Annotated in this window: 18 protein-coding genes; 14 read left to right on the top strand and 4 right to left on the bottom strand. The window is 62.4% G+C overall.

What is annotated here, in order from left to right; translation table 11 throughout:
- Positions 1-16: 16 nt before the first annotated feature.
- The 7 genes from ACH488_RS08350 to ACH488_RS08320 all read left to right on the top strand — a co-directional run bounded on the left by ACH488_RS08350 (position 17) and on the right by ACH488_RS08320 (position 7,468).
- A complete protein-coding gene (locus tag ACH488_RS08350) occupies positions 17-1,012 on the top strand; it encodes a LacI family DNA-binding transcriptional regulator (protein WP_397323470.1) in 996 nt (331 codons plus the stop codon).
- A 200-nt stretch (positions 1,013-1,212) separates the two neighbouring features.
- On the top strand, positions 1,213-2,514 hold the full coding sequence (locus ACH488_RS08345) for an ABC transporter substrate-binding protein (protein WP_397323469.1): 1,302 nt from the start codon (positions 1,213-1,215) through the stop codon (positions 2,512-2,514).
- Positions 2,515-2,517: 3 nt separating this feature from the next.
- Positions 2,518-3,447, top strand: a complete 930-nt coding sequence (locus tag ACH488_RS08340) for a carbohydrate ABC transporter permease (protein ID WP_397323468.1) — start codon at positions 2,518-2,520, stop codon at positions 3,445-3,447.
- A complete protein-coding gene (locus ACH488_RS08335; RefSeq protein ID WP_397323467.1) occupies positions 3,444-4,343 on the top strand; it encodes a carbohydrate ABC transporter permease in 900 nt (299 codons plus the stop codon). The genes ACH488_RS08340 and ACH488_RS08335 overlap by 4 nt, the downstream gene beginning before the upstream one ends.
- Positions 4,344-4,381: 38 nt before the next feature.
- On the top strand, positions 4,382-5,485 hold the full coding sequence (locus tag ACH488_RS08330) for a Gfo/Idh/MocA family protein (protein WP_397323466.1): 1,104 nt from the start codon (positions 4,382-4,384) through the stop codon (positions 5,483-5,485).
- A 1-nt stretch (position 5,486) separates the two neighbouring features.
- A complete protein-coding gene (locus tag ACH488_RS08325; RefSeq protein ID WP_397323465.1) occupies positions 5,487-6,233 on the top strand; it encodes a ThuA domain-containing protein in 747 nt (248 codons plus the stop codon).
- Positions 6,234-6,235: 2 nt separating this feature from the next.
- Entirely contained in the window at positions 6,236-7,468 is a 1,233-nt protein-coding gene (locus tag ACH488_RS08320) for a Gfo/Idh/MocA family protein (protein ID WP_397323464.1), read from the top strand.
- A 257-nt stretch (positions 7,469-7,725) separates the two neighbouring features.
- Here the strand turns inward: ACH488_RS08320 and ACH488_RS08315 are convergent, their stop codons facing one another.
- The 4 genes from ACH488_RS08315 to ACH488_RS08300 all read right to left on the bottom strand — a co-directional run bounded on the left by ACH488_RS08315 (position 7,726) and on the right by ACH488_RS08300 (position 10,720).
- Positions 7,726-8,607: a nucleotidyl transferase AbiEii/AbiGii toxin family protein gene (locus tag ACH488_RS08315; RefSeq protein WP_397323463.1), complete on the bottom strand. Its 882-nt coding sequence runs from the start codon at positions 8,605-8,607 to the stop codon at positions 7,726-7,728.
- Positions 8,604-9,140 (bottom strand): type IV toxin-antitoxin system AbiEi family antitoxin domain-containing protein, encoded by a 537-nt coding sequence (locus tag ACH488_RS08310; RefSeq protein WP_397323461.1) that lies wholly within the window; start codon positions 9,138-9,140, stop codon positions 8,604-8,606. The genes ACH488_RS08315 and ACH488_RS08310 overlap by 4 nt, the downstream gene beginning before the upstream one ends.
- 260 nt (positions 9,141-9,400) lie before the next feature.
- Positions 9,401-9,793 (bottom strand): hypothetical protein, encoded by a 393-nt coding sequence (locus ACH488_RS08305; protein ID WP_397323460.1) that lies wholly within the window; start codon positions 9,791-9,793, stop codon positions 9,401-9,403.
- Positions 9,794-10,141: 348 nt separating this feature from the next.
- Positions 10,142-10,720, bottom strand: coding sequence for a hypothetical protein (locus tag ACH488_RS08300; RefSeq protein ID WP_397323459.1), 579 nt, complete (start codon positions 10,718-10,720; stop codon positions 10,142-10,144).
- Positions 10,721-10,807: 87 nt separating this feature from the next.
- Here ACH488_RS08300 and ACH488_RS08295 point away from each other — a divergent pair, with 87 nt between their 5' ends.
- From ACH488_RS08295 to ACH488_RS08265, 7 genes are all read left to right on the top strand, one after another.
- A complete protein-coding gene (locus tag ACH488_RS08295) occupies positions 10,808-11,317 on the top strand; it encodes a hypothetical protein (RefSeq protein WP_397323457.1) in 510 nt (169 codons plus the stop codon).
- Positions 11,318-11,446: 129 nt separating this feature from the next.
- The gene (gene mpaB / locus ACH488_RS08290; RefSeq protein WP_397323455.1) at positions 11,447-12,535 is read left to right on the top strand and encodes a daptide biosynthesis RiPP recognition protein; all 1,089 of its coding nucleotides are present in this window, start codon (positions 11,447-11,449) and stop codon (positions 12,533-12,535) included.
- A complete protein-coding gene (mpaD, locus tag ACH488_RS08285) occupies positions 12,532-13,785 on the top strand; it encodes a daptide-type RiPP biosynthesis aminotransferase (RefSeq protein WP_397323453.1) in 1,254 nt (417 codons plus the stop codon). Before mpaB ends, mpaD begins: the two co-directional genes overlap by 4 nt.
- Positions 13,782-14,993, top strand: a complete 1,212-nt coding sequence (gene mpaC, locus ACH488_RS08280) for a daptide-type RiPP biosynthesis dehydogenase (RefSeq protein WP_397323452.1) — start codon at positions 13,782-13,784, stop codon at positions 14,991-14,993. The genes mpaD and mpaC overlap by 4 nt, the downstream gene beginning before the upstream one ends.
- On the top strand, positions 14,990-15,127 hold the full coding sequence (locus tag ACH488_RS08275; protein ID WP_397323450.1) for a hypothetical protein: 138 nt from the start codon (positions 14,990-14,992) through the stop codon (positions 15,125-15,127). Before mpaC ends, ACH488_RS08275 begins: the two co-directional genes overlap by 4 nt.
- A 50-nt stretch (positions 15,128-15,177) precedes the next feature.
- On the top strand, positions 15,178-15,303 hold the full coding sequence (locus ACH488_RS08270; protein WP_397323449.1) for a daptide-type RiPP: 126 nt from the start codon (positions 15,178-15,180) through the stop codon (positions 15,301-15,303).
- A 43-nt stretch (positions 15,304-15,346) separates the two neighbouring features.
- Entirely contained in the window at positions 15,347-15,472 is a 126-nt protein-coding gene (locus ACH488_RS08265) for a daptide-type RiPP (protein WP_397323448.1), read from the top strand.
- Positions 15,473-15,502: the final 30 nt, after the last annotated feature.

The raw sequence follows: 15,502 nt of genomic DNA, 5'->3' as shown, positions 1-15,502 counted from the left end.
GCGGAAGGACAAACTAATGGCTCGGCCGACAGTTCAGGATGTCGCCAGGACTGCTGGCGTGTCCGTGGGGACGGTGTCGCGCGTTTTGAATGGAAGCTCCGCGGTCAGCGCGTCGGCCAAGGAAAAGGTCAACGCCGCCATAAAGGAGCTCAGCTACCGGCCCCTCGCCTCAGCGAGAGACCTAAGAAGAGACCGCACCATGCGCGTCCTGGCCCTCGCCAAGAACCTCGATTCGCTAGTCATCAGCGAAGTTTTCCGCGGCGTAGGAGACGCAGCCGCGGACAACGGCTACGTCAGCCTCATCGCAGCCACCGACGGGGACCGTGACCGCGAGCAGCAGCTCGTCGACATGCTCCGCAACGGCTCAGTGGACGGCCTAGTGATCTTCTCGCCAACCATGCCGGACGAGGACGTCAACACCGTCGCCGAGCAACAAAGCGTCATCCAGGTCTGTGAAATCGTCGACGCCGAGTCGGCCTTCGGGGTGTCCATCGATGACCGCCAAGCAGCCTACGACATCACCAAACACCTGATCGACACAGGCGCCAAGAAGTTGGCCATGCTCGCCCACAGGGGTGCCCGTTCAGGTCGGCTCAGGGAAGAGGGCTTCCGCCAGGCGCTCAAGGAGGCAGGCCTGGAGTCTGATCGGGTCTTGCTCGGCGAAGGCAACTTCGGTTTCCACGCCGGCCGTAATCTCACCAAGAAACTCCTGGAATCCAAAGACCTCCCCGACGCCGTCTTCTGCGGGACAGATGTCGTCGCCGCCGGGTGCGTCCGCGAGCTGACCGACGCCGGGCTAAGAGTCCCGCAAGATGTCGCAGTCGCTGGTTTCGATGACTCTGCCCAAGCGGAAATGTGCGTCCCGGAGCTGACCACGGTCAGGCAGCCGGCGTACGAGATGGGCCGAGCGGCCTTCGCCGAGCTCCTGGAGCGGATGACCGTAGAGGGCGCGCACCGCAAGGGCCGAACCTTCTTCCCGCACCAACTCGTCATCAGGGACTCCACCAGATAAAAGGGTTGACAGCCCGGAGCAACCACTGCAAAACTACTTTGGAATCGATTCCACGGGCCGCAAGGCCTTTTTTCGAAGCATCTTTTGGAATCGATTCCACCACTCAGCACAACACCCGGCAATGAAGCCAGACTCAGGACCAGCAACAGCCAAAGCCCGCCCTGAGCCACCCATCCCCACAGTCACCAAAGGAGCCACTTGTGGACTTGAACCGACCAGCTCTCCCGCTCCAGAACAAACCCCGCAAGACCCTCGCCGCCACCGCCATAGCCGCAGCCCTCCTCCTCAGCGCGTGCGGCGGGGGAGCAGCTCCCCAAGGTGCGGAGCAAGCGGCAGTTGCCGATCCGGCGTCGGGCGCTAATGCGAGCGGTGCCGTGAACATCTGCGGCGTGAAGGACGCGAGCGGCATCTACAAGGGCACGGCGGAAGCGTTCACCAAGGCAAACGGCAAGGTCACGGCCAAGTACACCGAGATCGGCGCGACGACGGACGAAGCCCGCACGCAGATTGTGCAGCGACTCGAAGGCAAGTCCACCGAGTGCGACATCTTCCTCTCGGACGTCATCTGGACCTCGGAGTTCGCGTCCCAGGGCTGGTTGCTGGACCAGACCAAGCTGGTGGAAGCCAACAAGGACCGGCTCATTCCCTCCACTGTGGAAACCACCAAGTACCAGGACAAGTACTGGGCCTCGCCGTTCTTCACCAACGCCGGCCTGATCTACTACCAGAAGGACAAGGTGGCCAAGCCCGAAACCTGGCAGCAGCTCTATGCCGAGGCGGCCAAGGCACCGGGCAATGGGTTCGTCTACCAAGGCAAGCAGTACGAGGGCCTCACCGTGAACTTCCTCGAGATGCTCTACAGCGCGGGCGGCGAAGTCCTGGATGACCAGGGCAACGTCAAGATCGACTCCCAGGAGACCCGCGACGTCCTCAACTTCATGACCGACGGCCTCAAGAATGGTTCAGCCGACCGCGCCGTCCTCACCTACAACGAGGACCCGGCCCGCCTCGCCTACGAGTCCGGCAACTTCGGATACCAGCGCAACTGGCCGCACGTGTACCGCCTGCTGAACGCGACCCCGCTGGCTTCCAGCTTCGGCGTCGCGCCGCTGCCGGCGTGGGAAGGTGGCAAGGCGTCGGGCGTGCTCGGCGGTTGGAACCTCGCGATCTCGGCACACTCCACCAACCAGGCCGGGGCTGTCGCGTTCATCGACTTCGCCACGACGCCGGACTGGCAGAAGCACGTGGCCATGGACTACTCGCAGGCCCCGGTCAACGAGGCCGCGTACTCGGACCCGGCCGTACTCCAGAAGATGCCGTTCGCTACCGAGCTCCTCGCCTCGGTGAAGGGTGCCAAGCCGCGCCCGATCTCGCCGGTCTACCCGCAGATCTCGCAGGCCATCTACAAGAACGTCTACGCCGTCCTCTCCGGCACCGCCTCCACCGAGGACGCCGTAAAGAAGATGGCCGACGAAATCACCACCGCCAAGGCGAGCTTCTAAAACATGGTCACCAAAACAATCGCGCCAAGCCGAGTAAGCGGCCGCGACCAGGCCGAACGCCGCCTCGCCTTCCGCATGACGGCCCCGTCGCTGATCCTCATGGCGCTGGTCGCGGCGGTCCCGATCGGCTACGCACTCTGGCTCTCCCTGAACCAGTACAGCGTCCGCACCGCAGGCCTCTCCCGCTTCGTTGGCCTGGAAAACTACATCAGCGCCCTCGCAAGCCAAGAGTGGTGGGCCGCGTTCGGCCAGACCTTCCTCTTCGCGGGACTCTCGGTCAGCCTGGAGCTTGTCCTCGGCACCGCCATGGCCCTTCTGCTGAACCTCGCCTTCAAGGGCCGCGCGGTCCTGCGCACCGTTGTCCTGCTGCCGTACGCGATCATCACGGTGGTCAGCGCCATCACCTGGCAAACGATGTTCCAGCCCAACCTCGGTCTGGTCACCAACGTCCTTTCCGCGCTGGGACTGCCGGGCGGCGACGTCGTCTGGCTCGGTGAGCACGGCTACGCGATGGCCGTGATCGTCATGGCCGACGTCTGGAAAACCACCCCGTTCGCGGCGCTCATCATCCTGGCCGGCCTGCAGGTCATCTCCGCCGAAACCTACGAGGCCGCCGAACTCGACGGCGCCAGCAAATGGCAGACCTTCCTTCACATCACGCTGCCGCTGCTCCGTCCGGCTATAGTCCTCGCCGCAATCTTCCGCACCATGGACGCCCTCCGCGTCTTCGACCTCCCGTTCGTCCTCACCCGCGGCGCCAACGGCACCGAATCCATGTCCATGCTGGCCTACGGCGAACTCCGCGAAAACCGGCTGGTGGGCGAAGGCTCGGCCCTCTCCATCCTGACCTTCCTCACCGTCATGGTGGTCTCCGTCATCTACATCCGCTTCGGCGGCGGCAACATCCGGGATGTTGCGAAGGAGGAACAATGAGCACGCTGACTGCAGAACGCCCGACGGCGGCACCCGCCACCGGGCAGAAGGCACCGAAGCGCCGCGTGCGTGGGGAAGCGAAACTCCATCCCCTGGTGTGGGTGTTCGTGGTGGCCGTCATGGGCTTTTCGCTCATCCCGTTCTACTGGCTGGTCAACACTTCCCTTAAGAAGGGCGCGAGCCTTTCCAAGGGCGAGCTCTTCCCGAGCCAGCCGACCCTGGAGAACTACCTCGTGGTCTTCCAGAACCCCGAATTTCTCCTAGCCTTGCGCAATTCGGTGATTATCGCCGTCGTAACTACCACCGTGGCGCTGGTGTTCGCGTCCTTCGCCGCGTATGCGCTGGCGCGTCTGAAGATGCGTCGCAAGGCGATGATCCTGACGCTGATCCTTTCGGTGACGACGTTCCCGGCCATCGCGATTGCGGCTCCGATGTTCTCCATCTGGCGCGAAATCGGGCTGTACGACACGTTGCTCGGCCTCATCATCCCGAAGCTGACGTTCGCGTTGCCGCTGGCGATTTACACGCTGACGTCGTTCTTCAAGGAGATCCCGCGGGAGCTCGAGGAATCCGCGTACATGGACGGTGCCACGCCGTTCACCGCGTTCCGCAAGGTGATCCTTCCCTTGGCGGTCCCCGGCCTCGCGACCACTGCGATCCTGGTGTTCATTTCGGTCTGGAACGAATTCCTCCTGGCCGTCACGCTGACCACGTCGCCTGAAGCCCGTCCGGTGCCCGTGGCGATCGCGTTCTTCAGCGGAACCAGCGAGTTCGATCAACCGCTCGGCACCATCAGCGCCGCCTCCGTGATCATCACGGTCCCGCTCGTGATCCTGGTCCTTGTGTGCCAGAAACGCATCGTGTCGGGGATGACCGCGGGCGCGGTCAAGGGCTAACCAAAACCATCAAGAAACCCAGAAAGAACAGGAACAAAGTGAGCATTCAGCAGCAGGCCCCATCCGCAACCCTCAAAGTGGGAGTTGTGGGCATCGGTTGGGCCGGCCAGCAGCACCTCAAGGCGTACAGCAACATTGACGGCGTCGAAATTGTCGCCGTCGCGGGCATGGAGCCGGAACTCCTAGCCCAGCTGAAGGACGAGTACAACATTCCGCACGCGCTGCCCCGTTGGGAAGACATGATCGAGCTCGAAGAACTCGACGCCGTCAGCATCGCCGTGCCCACCTTCCTGCACGCGCCCATCGCCATCGCTTCGCTTGAACGTGGACTGCATGTGCTGAGCGAGAAGCCGATCGCACGCAACGCCGTCGAAGGTCAACAGATGGTGGACGCCGCCCGCAAGGCCGGGCGCGTCCTGGACGTCGCGTTCAACCACCGCCGCCGCGGCGACATCCAGGCGCTCAAGAAAGTGATCGACGACGGGACCCTCGGCCGTCCGTACTACGCCAAGGCGTCGTGGCTGCGCCGCCAAGGCATTCCGATGCTCGGCAGCTGGTTCACCAACCCTGCTCTCGCCGGCGGTGGTCCGCTGGCGGACATCGGCGTGCACGTCCTGGACTATGCGCTGCACCTGCTGGGTGAGCCGAAGGTCCTGGCAGTTTCGGCCTCGACCCACTCCGAACTTGGTCCGCGCGGCCTCGGCGGCAACGCACGGTATACGGCGTCGAACTCCAGCCACAAGTTTGAAGTGGAAGACTTCGCCTCCGCGTTCATCCGCTTGGAAGGCGGCGGAACTTTGATTCTCGAAGCGGGCTGGGCCAGTTATCGTGACGAACGGGACCTGATGGACTTCACCGTTTACGGGACCGACGGCGGAGCGGACTTGCGCTCGGTCGGCGCCTCCGAGAACCCCGTGGCAGACGTGCACATCTTCACCGAGAAGGACGGCGAGAATGCCGACTTCGAGGTGGTGGCCGAACCCGGAAAGGCGCACCAGGCCGTCGTCGACGATTTTGTTGCTGCCGTCCGCGGCGGCGAGACCGTGTGGGGAAGCCACGACGGATCGCTCGCGCTCAGCCGCGCGCTGGTGCTCGATGCCTGCTACAAATCCGCCCTGGAACAACGCGAAGTGAGCCTCTGACATGACCGAGTCCAAGTTGAAAATTGTTGTCTGGAACGAAGGCGTCCATGAGGCGCGCAACGAGCCCGCCACCATCGGCGGGATGTACCCCGAAGGAATCCACGGCGCCATCGCCGCAGGGTTGCGCGGGTTCTACCCGGACTCCGAGATCGCCACAGCTACGTTGGCTGATCCGGACCATGGGCTGTCCGAGGAGGTCCTTGCACAGACGGACGTGTTGCTGTGGTGGGGACACATTGCCCATGAGGAAGTCGCCGATGAAGTTGTTGAGCGCGTGCAGCGGCATGTGCTCGGCGGCATGGGTCTGGTGGTGCTCCACTCCGGACACTTCGCCAAGATCTTCACCCGGTTGTTGGGGACCACGTGCTCCCTGAAGTGGCGCAATGAGGGTGAGCGTGAGCTGGTGTGGACCGTCAAGCCGTCGCACCCGATCGCTGCCGGCATTGAAAGCCCTATCGTGATTCCGCAGCAGGAAATGTACGGCGAACTGTTCGACATCCCCGAGCCCGACGACCTGATCTTCATCAGCTCCTTCACCGGGGGAGAGGTGTTCCGCTCAGGCGTAACGTTCTCGCGCGGCAAGGGCCGGATCTTCTACTTCAGCCCCGGCGACCAAGAATATCCCGTGTACCACCAGCCGCAGATCCAGAAAGTCATCGCCAACGGTGTGGGCTGGGTGGCGCAGCCGGGTGTGTTCCGCGAGGCGCCCGAGGTTTCCAACCCGGCGCGTGGTTGGTTCGAGGCTTAGCCATGAGTGCTTCTCTTCCTCTTTGCCGACCGTTGTCCACGGGCCGTCCCTTGGGCGTGGCCGCGATCGGCTACGCGTTCATGGGGAAGGCCCACTCGAACGCGTGGCGGAATGTGGGCAGCTTCTTCGACGTCCCGGCCTTCGAGCAGCGAGTGCTGGTTGGCCGGGACGCGGTTGCCGTCGCTTTCGCTGCTGGAAAATACGGCTGGGCTGAGTCAGCCACTGACTGGCGCTCGGTGATTTCGCGGGACGACATCGACATCGTGGACATCTGCGCTCCGGGTTGGATGCACGCGGACATCGCCATTGCAGCGTTGGAAGCCGGGAAGCATGTGCTCGTGGAGAAGCCGCTCGCGAACACTTTGGGTGAGGCGGAGCTGATGGCTACTGCGGCTGCTTTGGCTCGGGAGCGGGGTGTGCAGTCGATGGTCGGGTTCAACTACCGGCGCGTACCGGCGCTCGCCTTGGCCCGGGAGTTGATTGCCGAAGGTCGTCTCGGAACTGTGCGGCACGTCCGTGCCGCGTACCTGCAGGACTGGCTTTCCGACGTCGAAACCCCCATGAGCTGGCGGCTCCGGAAGGAGACCGCCGGCTCCGGGGCCCTGGGCGATATCGCCTCCCACGCCATTGACCAGATCCAGCATCTCACCGGGCAGACCGTGACCGAAGTGACCGGGACGCTGCGGACTTACGTTGCCGAACGGCCCGGTCCGTCGGGCCTGGAGAACGTGACAGTGGACGACGCCGCGTGGGCCACTTTGGGGCTGACCGGCGGCGTGAGTGCCTCGGTGGAAGCGTCACGAGTTGCCACCGGGCGGAAGAACTCGTTGAAGATTGAGATCTATGGGTCGTTGGGTTCGCTGACGTTTGATCTGGAGAACCTGAATGAGCTCGGCTTTCTGGACGCTACGCTGCCTGTGCGGGAGCAGGGGTTCCGGCGGATCCTCGTGAATGAGCCCGAGCACCCCTACGCTGCGGCGTGGTGGCCGCAGGGGCACATCATCGGCTGGGAACACACGTTCACGCACCAGATCCGGGACTTCCTGTGCGCGATCCGCTCCGGTGAGGCGCCGTCGCCGTCGTTCGATGACGGGCTGCAGGTGCAGCGGGTGCTGGCCGCCGTCGAAGAGTCGGCGCGGAACAGGAGCGTGGTGACGGGGGTTGAAACCGGGCCACTCGAGCTCATTCAGGTCAGCAGTACATCCGGCGCAGAGGAAGTGGGTACACGACGTTGACTTCGGGGTACTCGTCGGCTGAATCGATGATCACTGGCGTGGTGTACACGGCGGTTTGCCCGCTGGTGCCCGCATGAGTGACCGTTACGGACGGAAACGGATGCTGCTCGTGGCTTGGGTTAAGTCCGCGGTGGTCGTGGTTCTGTCCTTCCGGGAGACGAAGGACTTGTCGTTATCGCGGACGTCGGTTTGTAGTTCCCTCAAGGGTCAGGTGGGCGCAGACAGAGGCGGCCCGCCTGCCGTCTTTGGGTTAGTCCTCAGCTTTCTGACGATGCGACAAGCCGTGGAATGTACACCGTGTTGATCCAGTCAACAGCTTCATCCAAGCCAGGGCGCACCACGCCCTCGATTCCGTCGATGGCTTCGGCGTAGAGGTCCCTCCAGTTGAGAGCGGGAATTACGTTGGCTGGCCACGCGTGCTGACCCCGGAATGCGAACAAGCGCTGAGTCGTGCTGGCAACCAAAGCGTCATCGGCCATGGACTCCAGAAGTTGAAGGTCAACTAAATCGTGAGCACGCTGGTTGCCGGGTTCGGTGCATGCGTGCAGCTTCTGGGAAATCTGGTGGTGCAAAGGCAGCACAGGTACGGGGGTGGGCGCGGAAAGACCCAAAGCGGCGAAGATTTCCTTCACTTCTTCAGACAGTTCCAATTCCGTGGGTTCCTCCGTCGCAGCAAGCTCGTCGTACCCGACTTCCAAAGCAACGGTCGTAAACGGGCGGCCGTGGTATTTGAGTTTCACGGTGAACGGCTGCATCACATATGGTACCGGGACTCCTCCCGGTGGCCGTTGTTTTCCGCGGACCACATCCCCAGTGAAATCAGACCACCCTTCAATCAGATTTCGTCTTAGGTCATCTTCGAATTCCTCCCTGCCACCACGGAAAGCAGTGTCCAGGTCGGGTGTTTGTCGCGTGAGCCTTTCTCCAAGACGCAGTTTGATGCCGGTGCCACCCTTGACCGCAGAAGCGGGCAGCATCTGGCAGAGAATGACGTTGGCTACCAAGGACTGAATACGGCGTACCGTTGTCCTTTTGCTGCTGGCCAGAGCGCCTAAACGCCGTTGCAGCACCGTTACTCCGCCAGGCTCCTTTAGCTCGGACCGTCTTGAACCTTGGGTTGACGTCTGCTCTTCTGTCATAGCGTAAGCAAAGCCACTTCGATACGAGTTACGGCTTTCCGATCCAAGAGGCCCTTTTCGCAAGCTTGCTGAGCGGCCTCAACGAGCCGGTCAGTCATGATGCGGCCTCTGGAACCAAGGATGGCACTCTCCACATCCATAGCTGGCACGCCTTCTATGCTTGCTTGTTGGTGCGCGGGGACAGTGCGACGTATGACCTCCACGGTTTCGGGAAGATGGGAACGCACGCGCCGCGGAGAAGCGACCCGTATCCGGCGGAGATTGACGTGAGCCAGATGGTGCGCCGCCAGTACGGTTTCGTCTGCCAGAAGGGCTCCGGGTCCAACGAGTGCGACTGCTTGCGCGAACTCATCAAATTCACCGTAAGGCGCCTCGTCCATTCGGTACACGCCATGCCCGAGACGAGTTAGCGCACCACGAGCGGCGAGCTTTCGGACCTCTACCGCGGGAACTCCGACTGATTCGGCCGTAGCGGTAGTGATGACTCCGTGGGTTTCGAAAGCGAGTTCACGTAATTTCCTGCGATAGGTCATACATACCTCCAGTGGCTCAACCGTACCATTTTCGGTACGCTTTTGACGGGCTGCTTGAAAAAGTCGGGCTCAAGGTCCTGCTCTGAAGACGTGACCTGTGATCAGCGGGTATTGGCCTCCGTCGGTTGCCCAGCCGTAGTTCCTCAATCGCCGGTGGCCACCACTATCCAGTGGTACCGCTGGTCCATTCCTGACGAACTAATTCTGGACGTCGCCTCTCTCCGCCGCGGCAGACACGGAGGCGGCACTCGGCTGGCAAGTCACTTTGTACTCCCTAGTTCCGTCGCCGGCACAGCTGGCCGGTAGAAGTAGCCGTACTTCTTGAGAATCGCGTACGATCCGGCGGAAGCGATCAAACCGTAAAGAGGCCCGGCCCAAAGAGCAATTTCTGATCCTCGAATCAGGTACGTTCCGAGAGGGAAAAACGTCAGGAGGGCTCCCGCTGTGCCCTTCCTAGGGTCCACCTCGTACAAAACAGCCTTATCAAACTGTCCGTAGAGCAGTCCCTGAACAACGATGAAAACAACCAAGGCGGCAAAGATAGGCAGCGACCCAGGCCACGGCAAATCGGTCATCGTCAGCAGGGCCAGTGCAACGCCATAGGCAGCGGATAGACCCAGCCAGTAACTCCGCTCGGATTTCAGGCGCGGCACTTCTGTTCCGTCCTCTAAAGCGAAGGCGAGGTCTTGGGGGACTTGGCCTCACGCTTCTTGGCAAGCACCCACATGGCTACCGAGCACGCTGCCGCGATGACGTTGAGAACACCCACGAGCGAATTATGGGCAAAGGCTATAACGGCCGCCAGGACCTGCAAACCTGCTGCGCTTAGATACAAGACTTTCATCGTTGAGACCAATCGCTAGACGCATCTTCGGTCCCAGCATGCCGCCAATAATGGGCTCTAGGTGGCGAAAATCGGGCTCCACGGCCCCAAACGGGCAAAATTAGGTGCTGTTTCACGAAAATTAGGTGGTGCTTGAATTCGTCTAGGTGGCGCTGGCTCAAGCGTCGCCGAGTCCCAAGATGAATTCCTCGATCTTTTCGAAGACCCTGGCCTGCGCTTCCTGGGAGGCTCGCCAGTCGCTTCCGACCTGCAAAGAATGGTCCGCTTCGGCCACCTCGAGGAATGTCCCATTCGACTCGCCCCTATGGCCGCCGTCCCAAAGTTCATCCTCGGAACCCCCAATGAAGAGGTCGTTTTTCGCGGAACGAAGGATCGTGTTCCGAACTCGCTCGTCTGTCAGCAATGGTGTGAGCCAGACGCCGGGCGTTCGGGTTTCTTCGGCCCATGGAATCGCCAGCGTGCTCAGCGACTTGGCCACAATGAGACGCTGACTTGCGACGGGTGAATCGGCGAAGGCCTGTTCGGCGGCCTGCGCTACCAGGAGATGCGGATCATGATGCGCCTTGTCCTCCGGCGTCCACCTAACGGCCTGCACGTGCCATCCAAGCGCAGCGAGCATCTCACCAACCCAGAACAGGACCGGACCCTCGACGGGATACCCAGATCCGGGAAGTAAGACGGCGACTTTGGTCCCGGCTTTGTCAGCGCCCGCATCTGCCCACGTGAAAGTCTGCATAGGCACATGCTAGTGACACGAGATGGCTTCTACGTCATTTAGCCTAATCGATGGATAAAACAGCATGCTTACCGTATCGTCCCTTGGATGGGGAAAACACAACCTTCGATATCAGCCTTCGCAACTACCGCCGTCGTACTTCTCTCACTGGTGAGCTGCGGCGTTCCACCAACCACGGCACTCCCGCAGCAGAGCCCCACCCCAACCGCAGCTTGTCCGAGTGCCGGGACGGAACCGCAGCCAAGTAGTTGCGTCGCTTACGACGGCAACGCCGCCATGGCCCAGAACGAGATGTACAGGCAGCGTCGGAAGCTCAGCCCGGAGATGCAGGCGCAGCTAGACACACACCTGGACCCAGCCAAAGAAGCCTTGAACGCTCTAGTTAAGCCGGCAGCCCCGGCAAACGTCGAAGCGGCTTTCGCGTCGCTCAACCTCAAGGAAGTTCAAACCGACGACGGCGGCAACGGTGTCCGTTTCGGGGTCGCGGTGCCCAGCGGAGGCTGCCTGTACGGCGTCGTCCCGGGAGAAGGTGAAGTCACCATCCAGGCCGGTGGCGGCATCATGGACGGAGGCTGCCTGGAGATGTTCGGCCACTAAAACCCACCACCTAGACGCCCCTGTCAAAACCCCTAGTTTCCCGTTTTCACTACCTAATTTCGCCAAAATCACCACCTAATTTCGATTTTCCCAATCGTGGAGGCCTTCCGCGCCCATAGTGTCCTAGCCATGAACGAGCCCGTCCGAAGGGCCCGGTCAAGGACAACAGGACAACTATTGGGGGTTGGCACTTTGACGCTGAGTCAGCAGCAAACCATCGCGGCGGCGGTGGATCAGTGGGTGACGGGAATTCCGGACCGCATACCGGGCCATGTGGTCTTCGCGGAAAACGCCGCGCATGCGGGTTACGCCAAGGACCTGGCCGTGGAGGGCTCTGTAGTCCTGGTGGTGGATGGTGACGCTGACGATCCGGACATCGCCACGGTCAAGGGCGGTTTTGATGAGCCGGGTGGCGAGCTGCTGGTGGGTGGCACGCTGAACCTTGAAATCCAGGATTACGTTGCCCTCCCGTTCGTCAACCTGGTGGGGGCGACCATTGTCCGGATCACGGGACGGGAAGACCAGCAGGCGTTCTTCGACGATGCGGACGAGGCGCGGAGATCCGGGCACTTCATAGGCCAGCTCACGGAGGTCAACGCCGTGCTGAGCGAACGCGGGTTGCTGGCCCGGCAGGGCAGCCTCGACCGGAGGTTGTCGCGAATCCACATCACAGCGGATGGCACCATTCTCAACGGACCGTATGGAACAGTGATCGGCTGGGCCGGCGATCCTTTGCATGATCTCCGCATCAAAGCCGTCCCGCTTAAACCCGAATCGGCGGTGGCCTCCATCAGCGATGCCGCGGAGATGAGGGCACAGCTCAGCGATCGCCCGTGGATTCCGCGCTACCTTGCTGCATTGGACGCGTGGAAGTTCATCCTGCGGGACCATCAGGCGGATACCCGACTGGTCGGATTCGGCCTAAGCCTCTACGGGGCCACGGAAAGCCACAACCATCCGCTGCCCGGAGCGCCCTTCATCCTCGAACGGCACGGTGAGTATAGGCTCCTGGACACCAAGACCGGCCGGCTCTTCAAAATCGGCGCAGACGCGGCCACCCTGATCGAAGCGATCTCCAACCTCAGGGACGTAGAGGCAGCAGCCACGGTCACCGCCACCACGCTGGGCGTCGCGCCGGCAGCCGCTGAGGGCTCGGCACGGTCCGTCGTGGCCCAGTTCGACCAGCTGGGCATCGACCTCCTTGGAGAACTGCTGTGAGTCTTCCGCTCTGGGTCCCGCTGGTCACCCAGCACGACTTTGACCAGGACAGCTTCACGGCAACAGCAGCCGACGGCGTTCATGTCACCTTCGCGGACGGGCAGCGTCGGCTGTGCGCGAAGAGTGGTCTGTGGAACGCCAACCTTGGCTTCGGCAACCGCATCATCGCCGCGGCAGTGGCCGAGGAACTCACGAGAGCCTCCTATCTGCCGCTCTTCCGGACGGCACACGAACGCGCCATCGAGGCAGCGGACGCGCTGCTGGGTCTGTCCAAAAACGCGTTCAGCAAGGTCCTTTTCTCCACATCCGGGAGTGCGGCCAACGACGCCGTCATGAAGCTCGCCCGCCAGTTCTGCGTCCTGAATGGCCAGCCGGAAAGGAAACTCGTAGTCGGGCTTAAGGGCAGTTACCACGGCTTGACGTACGGCAGCCAGGCCCTCAGCGGCGATGACCTAGGGCAAGCGGTCTATGGCGTTGATGGTCGCAACATCCGGCACATCAGCTTCGACACCAACCAGGAGCTCGACAACCTGATGCGCCGCGAGGGCCATCGGATTGCGGCAGTGGTGGTGGAGCCCGTGCTTGGCTCCGGAGCGGAGGTGGTCCCGGCAGACTTCCTCGAGGCCCTCCAGCAGCACCGGGTAAGCCACGGATTCCTCCTGGTGGCAGACGAAGTAGCAACAGGATTCGGCCGCGTGAGTTCCTGGTTTGTGTCCGACGAATGGGCGGAATCGCCGGACATCATCGTCACTTCCAAGGGCCTGACCAACGGCGCCGCAGCCTGTGCGGCACTCCTTATCTCCCAACGCATCACGGACGTCTTCGATGCCACGGAATCCGTCTTCGTCCACGGAGAAACGCAAGCCGGAACCCCGTCCACCTGCGCCGCGGTCCTTGCCACCATCAGTGAGATGGAGCGCCTGGATTTTCAGAGGCTCAACAAGGAGGTTGCCGAGGGGCTGGACCGGCTCCTTACCGAACTCAAGGACATCAGAGGTATCGGCGGAACGACAGGACGCGGCTGCATGCGGGGCGTGAAGCTCCACACGGACAACGGTTCGCCCCTTTCGGCCAACGGCACCCTCGCCGTGGTGAGGCGCATCCACCAAGCCGGTGCAATCGTCCAACCCGGCCCGGGAAGGATCCAACTCCTGCCCGCGCTCACGTACACGGAGGAGAACTTCCGGGAACTGCATCTGGCCATCGTTCACGGTATAGCCGAAGCCCGCGCCGACGGAATCTTCGCATGATCGCCGACCGCACCTGGAAGACCCGGTGCGTCATCCTGGGTGCCGGAATGACGCCCAAGTACGTGGGCTCACTGACCCGCGGCCGCGTGGGAATCGTGGCCGATGCCTCCCTCACCGAGCACCGGAACCGGCTCAGGGAGGGCGATCTCCGCGGAGCTCCAGCCCTCGACCTGAAGGCAACGCCAGTGAGCATCCAAACACTGAGAAATGTCATCGAATTTATCCAGATCCACCGGCTGGACACGATCGTCGGGCTTGGCGGCGGTTCGATTCTCGACGCCGTCAAACTCGCCGCGATGTTCTCCGCGGACCCCAGCCTGGCGATCTTCGTGGAGCGCCACGCCAAGCGTTCAGGATTGCTGGTGCTGCCTCCCATCCCGTTCTCCAACAAGCGCCTGAAAACGGTCCTCCTCCCATCCACCGTGGGGACCGGCGCGGAAGTCAGCGCAGTAGCGTGCCTGGATACCGCCGTCGGACGCCGCCTGCTGGCCTCGCCGCACCTTGCCGGTGACGCCGCAGTGCTCGACGCCGGGCACCTCGCCACCTTGCCGCGGACGCTGGTTCTGGAGGGGCTTCTTGAAGCGTTCCTGCGCGTGGCCGGGACGATGGTCGGCAGCACCGCCAGCATGTTCGACGACGACGGTCACCACCTGCTGCGCCGGATCCTGCACGTGGGGGAGCAACTGAAAACGGAGGACACCCCTGATCTGCGGCTGGCCGCGGCAAGGCTCAGCATGGAAACCCACACCGGTTGGTCGCTGATGGGCCGTAATCCGTACGGCGCCAGGCATTGGTACGTCGCCAACGAACTGGCATACCTGACGGGTACGCGGAAAATGACGGCAACCGCCGCGCTGATCCCGCCTGTGTGGGCCGAGATCGGAAAGGGCAACGCGGCCTGGGGCAGCGAACATCGGCTGAACCGGCTCTGGGCTGAGGTCACCAACGGCGCAACGCACCTGAACCCGAACCCCGCCCGGGGCATTGCGGAAGTCATCAAGCAATGGGACGTCCCACGGGTGGTGCCCGCCAGCAAGGAAACCATCCGGGATACCGCTGCCGCCGCCATCCGCCATTGGGGCGGCGTCCTCCCCATGTTGCGTGGACTCGACGTCTTCCAGGTCCAGCACGTCCTCCGCACAGCAACCATCCAAAACTTGCCCGACGGATCACCCGCGCTCAGCAAGAGGGAGGAGGTGAGCACATGATCAGCACTCCCAAAGCCCTGGACCTCAACATCCAGGAACTGGAAAGCATCGACCTGCCGGACGACTGGACCGAACGGATCCACGGAATCACCGTAGGCCTGGCGCTGGTGGGCATCGTCGTCACCATCACGTGACCGTGATCGTGACCGCAACCGCGCAACCGCAGGAGAGGAGGTGAAAGCACATGCAGAAACAGCTCAATCTGGCCATCCAGGAAGTCGAGTCCTTGGACACTCCGGACTTCAACAACTGGTTTGTCGGCGTCACACAGGGAGTGGCTATCGGCCTCATCGCCGTGAGCATCACCTAGACCCGGTGAAACCAGCAATCACAACACGCGAAAGGAGGCAGCAATGAAGCTCCAACTCAGCATCGAAGAACTTGAAAACCTGGACACCCCGGATGACACCCCTTGGTACATCCGCGTTGGTGACGTGATCATCATTGCCGGCATCGTCGTCGGCATCGCGGCCACCTAGCCGCTACCCAAGCCAGCACACGCGGGTGGT

This window comes from Paenarthrobacter sp. NPDC018779, assembly GCF_044391085.1.
GTDB lineage: Bacteria > Actinomycetota > Actinomycetes > Actinomycetales > Micrococcaceae > Arthrobacter.
The sequence above is the reverse complement of the archived record's forward strand: the minus strand, read 5'-3'. Positions and strand labels throughout refer to the sequence as shown.

Coding starts and splice junctions, on each gene's coding strand:
- ACH488_RS08350 (WP_397323470.1), top strand. CDS start 17: ATGGCTCGGCCGACAGTTCAGGATGTCGCCAGGACTGCTGGCGTGTCC.
- ACH488_RS08340 (WP_397323468.1), top strand. CDS start 2,518: ATGGTCACCAAAACAATCGCGCCAAGCCGAGTAAGCGGCCGCGACCAG.
- ACH488_RS08335 (WP_397323467.1), top strand. CDS start 3,444: ATGAGCACGCTGACTGCAGAACGCCCGACGGCGGCACCCGCCACCGGG.
- ACH488_RS08325 (WP_397323465.1), top strand. CDS start 5,487: ATGACCGAGTCCAAGTTGAAAATTGTTGTCTGGAACGAAGGCGTCCAT.
- ACH488_RS08320 (WP_397323464.1), top strand. CDS start 6,236: ATGAGTGCTTCTCTTCCTCTTTGCCGACCGTTGTCCACGGGCCGTCCC.
- ACH488_RS08315 (WP_397323463.1), bottom strand. CDS start 8,607: ATGACAGAAGAGCAGACGTCAACCCAAGGTTCAAGACGGTCCGAGCTA.
- ACH488_RS08310 (WP_397323461.1), bottom strand. CDS start 9,140: ATGACCTATCGCAGGAAATTACGTGAACTCGCTTTCGAAACCCACGGA.
- ACH488_RS08300 (WP_397323459.1), bottom strand. CDS start 10,720: ATGCAGACTTTCACGTGGGCAGATGCGGGCGCTGACAAAGCCGGGACC.
- ACH488_RS08295 (WP_397323457.1), top strand. CDS start 10,808: ATGGGGAAAACACAACCTTCGATATCAGCCTTCGCAACTACCGCCGTC.
- mpaB (WP_397323455.1), top strand. CDS start 11,447: ATGAACGAGCCCGTCCGAAGGGCCCGGTCAAGGACAACAGGACAACTA.
- mpaC (WP_397323452.1), top strand. CDS start 13,782: ATGATCGCCGACCGCACCTGGAAGACCCGGTGCGTCATCCTGGGTGCC.
- ACH488_RS08275 (WP_397323450.1), top strand. CDS start 14,990: ATGATCAGCACTCCCAAAGCCCTGGACCTCAACATCCAGGAACTGGAA.
- ACH488_RS08270 (WP_397323449.1), top strand. CDS start 15,178: ATGCAGAAACAGCTCAATCTGGCCATCCAGGAAGTCGAGTCCTTGGAC.
- ACH488_RS08265 (WP_397323448.1), top strand. CDS start 15,347: ATGAAGCTCCAACTCAGCATCGAAGAACTTGAAAACCTGGACACCCCG.